This window comes from Streptomyces sp. NPDC051364, from assembly GCF_040682115.1.
Taxonomy (GTDB): Bacteria; Actinomycetota; Actinomycetes; order Streptomycetales; family Streptomycetaceae; genus Streptomyces.
In genome coordinates, this window is record NZ_JBFBAH010000018.1 from 120,426 (window position 1) to 129,798 (window position 9,373).

General features: G+C 70.4%; 10 protein-coding genes and 1 pseudogene. 5 read left to right on the forward strand and 6 right to left on the reverse strand.

Annotated features, from left to right (window positions below; all coding sequences use genetic code 11):
- Positions 1-35: 35 nt before the first annotated feature.
- From AB0M76_RS29905 to AB0M76_RS29925, 5 genes are all read right to left on the reverse strand, one after another.
- The gene (locus tag AB0M76_RS29905; RefSeq protein WP_365955838.1) at positions 36-1,052 is read right to left on the reverse strand and encodes an ABC transporter substrate-binding protein; all 1,017 of its coding nucleotides are present in this window, start codon (positions 1,050-1,052) and stop codon (positions 36-38) included.
- 54 nt (positions 1,053-1,106) lie between these two features.
- A complete protein-coding gene (locus tag AB0M76_RS29910) occupies positions 1,107-1,883 on the reverse strand; it encodes an amino acid ABC transporter ATP-binding protein (RefSeq protein WP_365955839.1) in 777 nt (258 codons plus the stop codon).
- Positions 1,880-2,884: an amino acid ABC transporter permease gene (locus AB0M76_RS29915; protein WP_365955840.1), complete on the reverse strand. Its 1,005-nt coding sequence runs from the start codon at positions 2,882-2,884 to the stop codon at positions 1,880-1,882. Before AB0M76_RS29915 ends, AB0M76_RS29910 begins: the two co-directional genes overlap by 4 nt.
- Before the next feature lie 159 nt (positions 2,885-3,043).
- Positions 3,044-4,153, reverse strand: coding sequence for an aryl-sulfate sulfotransferase (locus AB0M76_RS29920; RefSeq protein WP_365955841.1), 1,110 nt, complete (start codon positions 4,151-4,153; stop codon positions 3,044-3,046).
- Between the two features lie 24 nt (positions 4,154-4,177).
- Positions 4,178-4,648: a hypothetical protein gene (locus AB0M76_RS29925; RefSeq protein WP_365955842.1), complete on the reverse strand. Its 471-nt coding sequence runs from the start codon at positions 4,646-4,648 to the stop codon at positions 4,178-4,180.
- Positions 4,649-4,787: 139 nt separating this feature from the next.
- Between AB0M76_RS29925 and AB0M76_RS29930 the strand changes: the two genes are divergently transcribed.
- Entirely contained in the window at positions 4,788-5,357 is a 570-nt protein-coding gene (locus tag AB0M76_RS29930) for an XRE family transcriptional regulator (RefSeq protein ID WP_365955843.1), read from the forward strand.
- A gap of 51 nt (positions 5,358-5,408) precedes the next feature.
- On the opposite strand, the gene AB0M76_RS29935 is transcribed toward AB0M76_RS29930, so the two are convergent.
- Positions 5,409-5,957, reverse strand: coding sequence for a winged helix-turn-helix domain-containing protein (locus tag AB0M76_RS29935; protein WP_365955844.1), 549 nt, complete (start codon positions 5,955-5,957; stop codon positions 5,409-5,411).
- 896 nt (positions 5,958-6,853) lie between these two features.
- Here AB0M76_RS29935 and AB0M76_RS29940 point away from each other — a divergent pair.
- The 4 genes and pseudogenes from AB0M76_RS29940 to AB0M76_RS29955 all read left to right on the forward strand — a co-directional run.
- Entirely contained in the window at positions 6,854-8,056 is a 1,203-nt protein-coding gene (locus AB0M76_RS29940) for an acyl-CoA dehydrogenase (RefSeq protein ID WP_365955845.1), read from the forward strand.
- A gap of 129 nt (positions 8,057-8,185) precedes the next feature.
- The gene (locus AB0M76_RS29945) at positions 8,186-8,644 is read left to right on the forward strand and encodes an Rrf2 family transcriptional regulator (protein ID WP_365955846.1); all 459 of its coding nucleotides are present in this window, start codon (positions 8,186-8,188) and stop codon (positions 8,642-8,644) included.
- A gap of 163 nt (positions 8,645-8,807) precedes the next feature.
- Positions 8,808-8,879 (forward strand): putative leader peptide, encoded by a 72-nt coding sequence (locus AB0M76_RS29950; protein ID WP_353962829.1) that lies wholly within the window; start codon positions 8,808-8,810, stop codon positions 8,877-8,879.
- 257 nt (positions 8,880-9,136) lie between these two features.
- Positions 9,137-9,373, forward strand: a pseudogene (locus AB0M76_RS29955) (sulfate ABC transporter substrate-binding protein); the annotation flags it as partial.

Genomic DNA, 9,373 nt, shown 5'->3' on the forward strand with positions numbered 1-9,373 from the left:
CTCTCCGTCCGTGGCGCGGCCCGGGGGCCGGGGATTCAGGAGTTGGTCACCGGCAGGCCAGGCGGGTTGACCTCCGAGGTGGTGACGGCCTCGTTGGACAGGTTCCAGGCGGTGAGCAGCTGCGCGTACCGGCCGTTCCTGATCAGGTGGTTGATCGCCTCTGACACCGGCTTGGCGAGCCCGCTGTCCTTCTTCGCGGTCGCGGCGATCAGGCCCTGGAGCGACTCGCCCGCGCCGGAGAAGGAGCCCGCGTTGCGGGTGGGGGCGTTGCCGCTCGCCGTCTGGGTGATGTGGTAGGCGATGGACGGGTTCGGGCCGAAGCTCAGGTCGATCTTCTTGCCGCTCAGGGCCAGGTAGGTGCTGTTGGCGTCGGGGAAGTACTTGACGGTGATGTCCTTGCCCTCGGCCTGGAGCTTCTTCTGCCACTCCAGCAGGATCTTCTCCTGGTTGGTGCCCGAGCTCACCGCGACCGTCTTCCCCGCGAGGTTTCGGTAGTAGCCGCCGAAGTTCCAGGGGTTGTCCTTCAGCGTCTCGAAGGCCAGGTTGTCCTGCCGGTAGGAGGCGAACTCGTACTTCTTCTTGCGCTCCTCCGTGACCGTGACGTTCGTGAAGGCCACGTCCACCTTGCCGCTGTCGATGCCGACGAAGAGGTTCTCCCAGGTGGAGTTCTTCACCACCGGCTTGAGCCCGAGCGTCGCGGCCACCAGGCGGCCGAGGTCCGGCTCCGCGCCGGTCAGGGTCTTCTGGTCGGTGCCGACGTACGCCAGCGGCGGGAAGCCGGCGGGCAGCGCGCCGACCCCGATGAGGAGTTCGCCGCGCTCGCGGACTTCAGCGGGCAGCTGGGCGCGCAGGGACTCGACCACCGGGACGGACAGCTCGGCCTGCTGGGCGGCGCCGTTGGACACCGCGCCGACGGTGACCTTGTCGGAGTCCGGTCCGGTGGCCTCGGCGTCACCGCCGCACGCGGTGAGGCCGGAGGCGAGCGCCACGGTGGCGGTGGCGGCGCCGAGGCCGCGGACGAATCTGGTGCGCAGGGAGCGTCGGCGTTGCATGGTGTTCCTTTTCGGTTCGGAAGGGCTGGTGGGGCGGGGTGGGGCGCGGCGGAGTCAGAGCACCTTGCTCAGGAACTCCCGCGTACGGGGATGGGCGGGCCGGTCCAGCACTTGCTCGGGCGGGCCCTGTTCGACGATGCGGCCGCCGTCGAGGAAGACGACCTCGTCGGCCACCTCGCGGGCGAAGCCGATCTCGTGCGTGACGATGACCAGCGTGGTGCCGCCGGTGGCCAGGTCCTTGATCACGGACAGCACCTCGCCGACGAGTTCGGGGTCGAGCGCGGAGGTGGGTTCGTCAAAGAGGATGACTCCGGGCCGCAGGGCAAGGGCGCGGGCGATGGCCACACGCTGCTGCTGGCCGCCGGACAGCTGTCGCGGATAGGCGCCGGTCCGGTCGCCGAGCCCGACGCGCTCCAGGAGTTCGCGCGCCAGGGCCCGGGCCTGCGGCCGCGGCAGTCTGCCGGTGGCCACCGGGGCCGCTGCGACGTTGTCCAGCGCGGTCAGGTGCGGGAAGAGGTTGAAGTTCTGGAAGACGAAGCCGATCCGCCCTCGCTGGGCGAGGATCGTCCGGTCGCTCAGCTCCTTCAGCCGCCTGCCGTGCCGCTGTACGCCGATCAGCTCGCCGCCCACGCTGACGTATCCGGCATCGGGCTTCTCCAGGTGGTTGATGACCCGCAGCAGGGTGGACTTGCCGGAGCCGGAGCGGCCCAGGATCGCGGTGACCGTGCCCGGCCGCAGCGTCAGGCTCACCCCGTCCAGTACCTGCTGTCGGCCGTACCACTTGTGCACGTCGTGGACCTCGATCGCGGCGGCCCGCATGGCGGTGGTCATCGCGCCGTCTCCTTCCGGAAGCGGTCCCCGAGATCACGCAGGCCCGTCCGGGCCCGCTGCAGGGGGGTGGGCGGTACGGTGCGCAGCGCGCCGCGCGCGAAGTACCGCTCGACGTAGAACTGGATGGCCGAGAGGACGCTGGTGAGGACCACGTACCAGCAGGTGGCCACCAGCAGCAGCGGCACGATGTCGCCGGAGTAGGTGCTGCCGAGGCTCTGCACCGTTCCGAACAGGTCGAGCAGCGATACGTAGAAGACCAGCGAGGTGGCTTTGACCAGCCCGATCAGCTGGTTGACGTAGGCGGGGACGATGGAGCGCAGCGCCTGGGGGAAGACGATCCGGGCGAACTGGTACCGCTTGGGCAGTCCCAGCGCAGCCGCCGCCTCGTGCTGGCCCTGGTCGACGGAGAGCACACCGGCCCGTACCACCTCGGCCGCGTACGCCGCTTCGCTCAGGCTGAGTCCCACGACCGCGACGACGATGTCGGTGGCCAGCCGCGACTCGTCGAAGGTGAAGAAGGCGGGCCCGAAGGGCACCCCGATGCTCAGGGTGGGGTACAGGGCGCTGAGGTTGTAGAGGAAGAGCAGGACCACGATCAGCGGCACTGAGCGCAGCAGCCAGATGTACGTCCAGCTCACCGACCGGAGTACGGGGTTCGCGGAGAGCCTGCCGAGGGCGAGCAGGATGCCGCCCGCGAGGCCCAGGACCGCGCTGTACGCGGCCACCTGGAGGGTGATGAACAGGCCCTCTACGATGACCGGCCGGACGAACCAGTAGGTGAACCGGTCCCATTGGTAGAAGGGATTGGTCAGCAGCCCGTGGGCGGTCTGGGAGACGAGCACCAGCACGGCGGCGGTGGCGATCCACCGCCCGGGCCGGCGGAGCGGGAGGACCCTCTCCGCCGGCGCCGGCGTTCCCGGGGGCGCGGCGAGGACAAGCGATTCGGTCAAGGACACTCCAGCAGCATTCGATGAATCGTGGAATCGAAAAGCAGCCGTCATGCCGGACAGAAGAGGCCGCTGATGTCGTTGTCTGCGGCGTAAGCTAGGCAGCCTGGAGAAGGGCTGTCAACGGCCCGGATATCGGAATCCGCGAAAGCGTGCGGCAATTTCATCCGCCGTACACACAACGCCTTCCGGTGAAATGAACCGGGGTGTCGTTCACAGCCAGGGGAGCTGGTCGGCGGAGTACCGGTAGGCGCGGAAGACGGAGTTCTGGGCACCGGCCGAGGACTCCAGGCCCACACCCTCGCCGAAGGACCGGAACTGCGGGACCACGAACTCCCAGACCACGTCCCCGCCGGGGGTCACCTCGAAGAGCCGTCCGAAGGAGCCCTCGGCGATGAAGGTGTTGCCGTTGGGAAGCCGCTGCGCGCTGGACATGTACGGGCTGTAGAAGTTCTGTGGCGGGTTGTCCTCGTACGACCACACCTCCTTGCCCGTGCGCGGGTCCAGCTCCAGCACCCGCGAGTACGGTACGGAAGTGGTGTCGCGATAGGTGCCGTTGTCGAAGACCAGGATGTTCCCGCCCGCCAGTTCGTGCGGATGGTGCTGCTGCGCCAGGACGTCGGGGCCGATGTGCCACAGCACGGCCCCGTCGGCGCGGTCGACGGCCACGGTGGAGGACGCGCTGCGGAAGCCCAGGACGACCGAGCCGTCGGCGCGTTCGTTGACGGTGTTGGCCATGGGCCAGTGCTCACGGGCGAAGTGAGGGTTGAGCGGGAACTCCTCGGGGTCCAGGTGCTCGATGGCAGCCCAGCGCCACACCTCCTCCCCGTCCCAGGTCAGCTCGTACACCACGTCCCCGTAGATCACCCCGCCCGGGGCTTCGGAGCCGGGGATGCCGCCCCGGATGCGGGCCGCGTCGGCCGGGTCCAGGGGTTCGACGACGGTGACGATGAGGTTGCCGTTGCGCAGGCTCGAGGCGTCATGGTGGTGGAAGGGGTGCCGGACCTCGCGCAGGACCGTGGAGTCGGGGGCCAGTTCCTGGAAGATGCCGCCGTGGTAGACGTCCCAGATGGGGAAGAGGGTGGGGCTGCTGGTGTCCTTGGCCGCGTAGAAGAGGTTGCCGCCCGGGAGGAGCTGTGCCTGGCGGCCGGGCGGGTGCGGGGAGTTCCAGGTGTGGACGGGCCGGCCCTCGATGTCGACGAGGTGGATTTCGCCGGCGCTGGTGATGGGCGTGTAGAGGGTGTAGCCGCCGTAACTGCGGGCGGGGTCATGGGCGATCAGGCCGACGCCGCGGCGGCGCAGGGTGTTCTGGTCGACGGTCATGAGGATCTCCTGTTGGGGTGTGGCTCAGCGGACGGTGACGGCGGCCGGGTCGACGGCCGACAGGGGTGCGGGGTGCAGATGCCGCAGCAGCCCGGCGCGGTCGGCGGAGCCCGGCAGGCTCTGGGCTGCCTTCGCCCGGCCGGCCTCCTGCTCCAACTGGGCCGGCAGCTCGGGCGAGAGGGTCGCGCCGTAGCCGTAACGGAGCTGGAAGGCGTCCACGTAGTCGGCCTGGAGCGCGCCCTTGGACTGGGCGAGTACGGCCTTTCGCGCGGCGGCCGGGTCGGCGGCGATCTCGCGCTGGGCTGGGTGGCCACGGTGACGTCGATGCCCTCGGCGGGGCGGCCGCCGCCTGCAGGACCGGAGCCGCCGGCGCAGGCCGAGGTGAGCGCGCAGAGCAGGGCCGCCGTCAACAGGGCGGCCACGGCACGGGGTCTGAGCATGGGCGGGGCCGAGCCGGCCGAGGCTCTGGCCGGCCGGTGAGGGAGTGGCGTGCACGGGGCGGCTCCTCGTTCGGCTCCTCGTCGTCGATAAGTGAGGTCAATAATTGACCATGCTTATGACGGGAGGGTTGCGGCAGCACGAAACCTCGCCGGAGCCCCCGGCGCTTGATCGGTGATGAGGTACGTTCACCTGCGTGTCTCGACCTGAACCCACGCCCGAGGCGATCGAGGTCGGACGGGTGATCCGGAGCTGCCGCAAACAGCGCGGCGTCTCCATGGCCGTCCTCGCCACGCTCTCCGGCCTCTCCCAGCCGTTCCTCAGCCAGCTCGAACGCGGCCTCGCCACCCCCAGCCTCAGCTCGATCTACCGGATCGCGGAGGCGCTGGACGTCACCCCGGGAACTTTCCTGCGACCGCCCGCCCGGCCGGGTGCGGTCAGCCACGAGAGCGACCCGCAGGTGATCCGCGTCAGCGAGGCCGCCGGGCAGACCGCCCAGGTCCTCATCCCCGGCGGGCGCAGCGCGCTGATGGAGGCCTACGAGCACCACTTCGAGCCCGGCCAGGGCGAGCGTGGCTGGTTCGAGCACCCCGGCGAGGACTTCCTCTACGTACTGGAGGGCGAGATCGTCCTCGAGCTCGAGGGCGAGGAACCGCTGACCCTGCGCGCCGGCCAGAGCGCCCACCACCGGGGCGAAGTCCCGCACCGCTGCCGCCTGACGGGCCCGGCCGCCGCCCGCACCCTGCTGGTCATCGCGAACGCCTGAGAAACCACCGGCGGTGGCGGCAGAAGTTCCACCCCCGGCGGGCCCGGGGGGCTACTGGTGGTCGGGAACGTACCTGTAGCCGACGCGGCGCACGGTGGAGATGCGGTCCCGGTAGGCGGGACCGAGCTTGCGGCGCAGCCGGGCTACGTGGACGTCGACCGTTCGGCCGTCGCCGATGTGCCCATAACCCCAGATGCCCGAGATGAGGGCATCACGCGTGTGGACCGTGTACGGATGGGACACGAGGTGGGCCAGGAGGTCGAACTCCAGGTAGGTGAGTTCCAGTTCGCGCCCGTCGACCTCGACCAGCCGACGTGCGCGGTCGACCCGGATGGCATCGTCGAGCTGGACGGGGTCGGGGTGCGGGGCCGGTTCCGGCTCGGGAGCCGGAAGCGTCCCGGGCTCGAGGGAACGGATCTCCGGACGTATGCCGTGCGCTTTCATCAGCGCCACCGGGTCGACGTCCGCCGGCAGGAACACGAGGTATCCGATGCGGCCGCCATGGGTCCCGGCGAAGACACCGGGCGGACGGTCGCCGACCAGCTGGAGGCGCGGGGCCGGGGAACGGCGGACGGTGGGTGCGGGAGTTGCGGTGGTCACGATGAGCCCCTTCGGCTGCGCGGATCGAGGTACAGATGCCGGGTGTTCGGGCACGTCAGGGCATGGGGTCTCCGTGACGGAGTCGACCGGGAGGGTCGGCGCGTCGCACGCCGGGCGGACCCTTGCGGCTCAAAGGGCCGGGGTCACGAAAAGCGCGGAGCACGGAGAGAAGCAGCAACCGGAACACCGGCGCGCGTCGAGGAAATGCCCTGTCGAAAAAGCCCTAAACGGGTCGGCAGATGGCGCTGGCGACGAGACGGAAGTCAACGTGCCTGCGGCGTACGAGCAACGGCTGCGACGGGGACATGGCCACATCGTGAAGTGCGCGGTGGGCACACGTCAATACTTCCCTACTGATTGCATAGGAAACCTCCGGGCGAAGGGGCCTGGCCGCCCCTGTCGCCACAGCGGATCTCCGCCTCGGCGAAGGCTCGCCGACAGGCATCACATCGGCGAACCCCCTGAGTGCACGCACTCCCTGACAGAGGATCCGGCTGCGACCCAGCCGAACAAGCCGGCCACTGACCTGCAACGTCTTTCATCCCGAGATCGAATTGTCCACGATTCGGTCACACCCTTGCCCGGAAGGCCGCTTCGGGCGAGTATCCCTATCAATCCGATGGGAAAAGTGGGGATTCGGTGAAGTGCGTCCGGCCAAGACGCTGATGCTGTCGGCACTCGCCAGGCTCGCGACCGGAGCACCGCCACCGCCTGAGCGGCATGTGGACCAGGCGCGGCGGAACGGACAAGCACGCCTCCCACACCGCCCAGCAACCGGCCGACGCCACCCAACAACGTTCCGGAGTAGCCGACATGACCACCGCCAGCCCCCATGGCACCGCTGTCCGCCCAGCCCCCGCGCCACACGGCGGCACCGGGGCCTGCCGGTGACGCCCATGCGGACGACACCCAGCCCTGCCGGCCCCCGATCCACCGACGAGCGGCGCCGCGCGCTCCTGCGTACCGCCCGCGATGTCGCGGACGACCTCGCCGCGGACGCCATCGCCCGCGACCAGGCCGGCAAGCCGCCGACCGACGAGACTGCCCGGCTGCGCGAGGCCGGCCTGCCGGCGGCCCTCACCCCGCCCGGGCCCGGCCGCGGGGCGGACTGGCGTACCGGATGCGCCGTCATACGGGAGATCGCCGCAGCGGACAGCTCTGTCGGCGACGTACTCGCCCGCCACTACGTACACGCCTGGAGCGGACGCTTCTACGCGAGTCACGAGCACGCGACCGCCCTCGAAGAGGAGTCGGTGCGCGAGCGGTGGCTGTGGACCGGGGCGGTCCGCACTCCCGCACCCAACGGCTGCACCGAGGGACCGGACCTCACCCTGAGGCCGCGCACCGCCGGCTACCTGCTGAACGGACGCCGGTCCGTGGACACGGCGGTGGCCGCAGCCGACCAGATCGCGGTGGACGCCGTCTGCGCAGCGACCGGTGACGTCCTGGTCGTACGGATCCCACCCGGCGCACGGGGCGTGACCGTCGAACCCGCCCACGATCGCCTCGGGCAGCGGGTCGCCGGCGCGGGCGAGGTCGTCCTGGACAGGGTCACCATCACGCCGGGGCAGGTGTTGGGCCGCCGGCCGCACGACGAGGAGTCGACAGCGCCCTTCACCGCGCTCGCGGAGCCGGCACTCCGGCTCGCCCTGTGCCACGTCGGCCTCGGCATCGCCGAGGGCGCCCTCACCGAAGCACGCGACCTCAGCAGGGGCGGCCGCGCACACCGGCTGCCCGGTGAGGACCCGGACCTCTTCCTGACGTACGGGGAACTCGCCTCTGCCGCTCAGACGGCCACCGCCGTGGTCGACCGGGCGACGGAGGTGATGGCGCAGGCCCTCGCCACGGGTGCGCAGCTCGATGCCGAGGTACCCGCGGGCGTCGCCGCCCTGGTCGCCACGGCCGAGGCCGTGATGTCGAAGGCCACCCTGCACATCACCGCCAGGGTGCTGGAACTCGCCGATGCCCCCGGCCTGGACCGGTTCTGGCGCAACGCCCGCGTCCTGACAGCCCACCGCCCGGTCGCGCATCGCCTGCGCTCCATCGGCGAGCACTACCTCAACGGCTCCCACCGCGCGGTGGCGGCGGCCTTCCATTGACCCGCAGGGCACCGTTCAGGACGCGGATACGCGTCCTGAACCCCCCGGCTGCCGGGCACGGCTGCCCGCCCGGCAGCCTGCGGCCACCCGCGACCGACGCCGGCCGAATCCATGCCGGATAATGTCCCTATGCGGATCTCAGCCAGGGCGGACTATGCGGTACGTGCCGCGCTGCAGCTTGCCGCGTCACAGGATGACGGGCCGGTGAAAGCCGAAGCCATCGCCGACGCTCAGGACATCCCGCACAAGTTTCTCGAGGGCATCCTGAACGACATGCGCCGAGGCGGTCTCGTGCTCAGCCAGCGCGGCGGCAACGGCGGCTACCGGCTGGCCAAGCCCGCCCAGTCCATCAGCATCGCGGATGTCATCCGCGTCGTGGACGGACCGCTCGTCTCGGTGCGCGGAGTCCGCCCACCGGACCTGTCCTACACCGGCCCCGCCCAGTCGCTGCTCCCCCTGTGGATCGCGCTGCGGGCCAACGTGCGCGAGATCCTCGACGGCGTGACACTCGCCGACGTCGCGTCATCCGACCTTCCCTCTCACGTATCGGCGCTGACCGATACCCCCGGGGCCTGGACCAATCCCTGACCCGCCGCCCCACCTGCACTTTCTCACATTGCGAGATCTCGGCGTCCACTATGCGGTCAGCCTCTTGGGGCGGGTGTTCCCCTCTGCCAAGATGCCTACCAACCAGGTGGGAAAACTAGGAATCAGGGAGGTGGCCGTGCGAACACTGCACCACGCAGGCCGGATGCTGCCTCTGACCTCCCGCCGGCACATCGACCTGGTCCGTACGTCCAGCGCCATCTGTCAGCCCTGCTGACACCCTTCGCCGGGCCTGGCTCCGCGTAGTGCGCCACTGGGCGCTGTCCCCGTCCGCTCTCCGTCGGCCGGGCGGGCCCCGCGGCCGACCTCACCGACTGCGCCTTCGAGCTCGGCCGTCCGACACCTCTGCATTCCTCAGCCTGCGACCGCGATCCCGCCGCCGGCGGCCGGGAGTGGGTGCCGTGCGTGCCGATGGCTTCGCGCCGCCCGGCTCTCCGCAATTCCCTGAACACCATCCCGTGAAAGGACACCTCCGTGTCTGCCGCAAGACCGCTCACCACCCTGCGCGCCATCGCCGTCACAGCGGCGCTTCCCCTGCTGCTCACCGCCTGCGGCTACGGATCCGAGGCAAAGAAGGACGACGACAAGGCCAAGGCCGCGGCCACCGGCGACAAGCAGCTCTCGGCCTCCGAGGTCCGTATCGGGTACTTCCCGAACCTGACGCACGCCACCGCTCTGGTCGGCATCCAGGAGGGCCTGATCGCCAAGGAG

Coding starts and splice junctions, on each gene's coding strand:
- AB0M76_RS29910 (WP_365955839.1), bottom strand. CDS start 1,883: ATGACCACCGCCATGCGGGCCGCCGCGATCGAGGTCCACGACGTGCAC.
- AB0M76_RS29945 (WP_365955846.1), top strand. CDS start 8,186: ATGCGGATCTCAGCCAGGGCGGACTATGCGGTACGTGCCGCGCTGCAG.
- AB0M76_RS29940 (WP_365955845.1), top strand. CDS start 6,854: ATGCGGACGACACCCAGCCCTGCCGGCCCCCGATCCACCGACGAGCGG.
- AB0M76_RS29920 (WP_365955841.1), bottom strand. CDS start 4,153: ATGACCGTCGACCAGAACACCCTGCGCCGCCGCGGCGTCGGCCTGATC.
- AB0M76_RS29905 (WP_365955838.1), bottom strand. CDS start 1,052: ATGCAACGCCGACGCTCCCTGCGCACCAGATTCGTCCGCGGCCTCGGC.
- AB0M76_RS29915 (WP_365955840.1), bottom strand. CDS start 2,884: ATGACGGCTGCTTTTCGATTCCACGATTCATCGAATGCTGCTGGAGTG.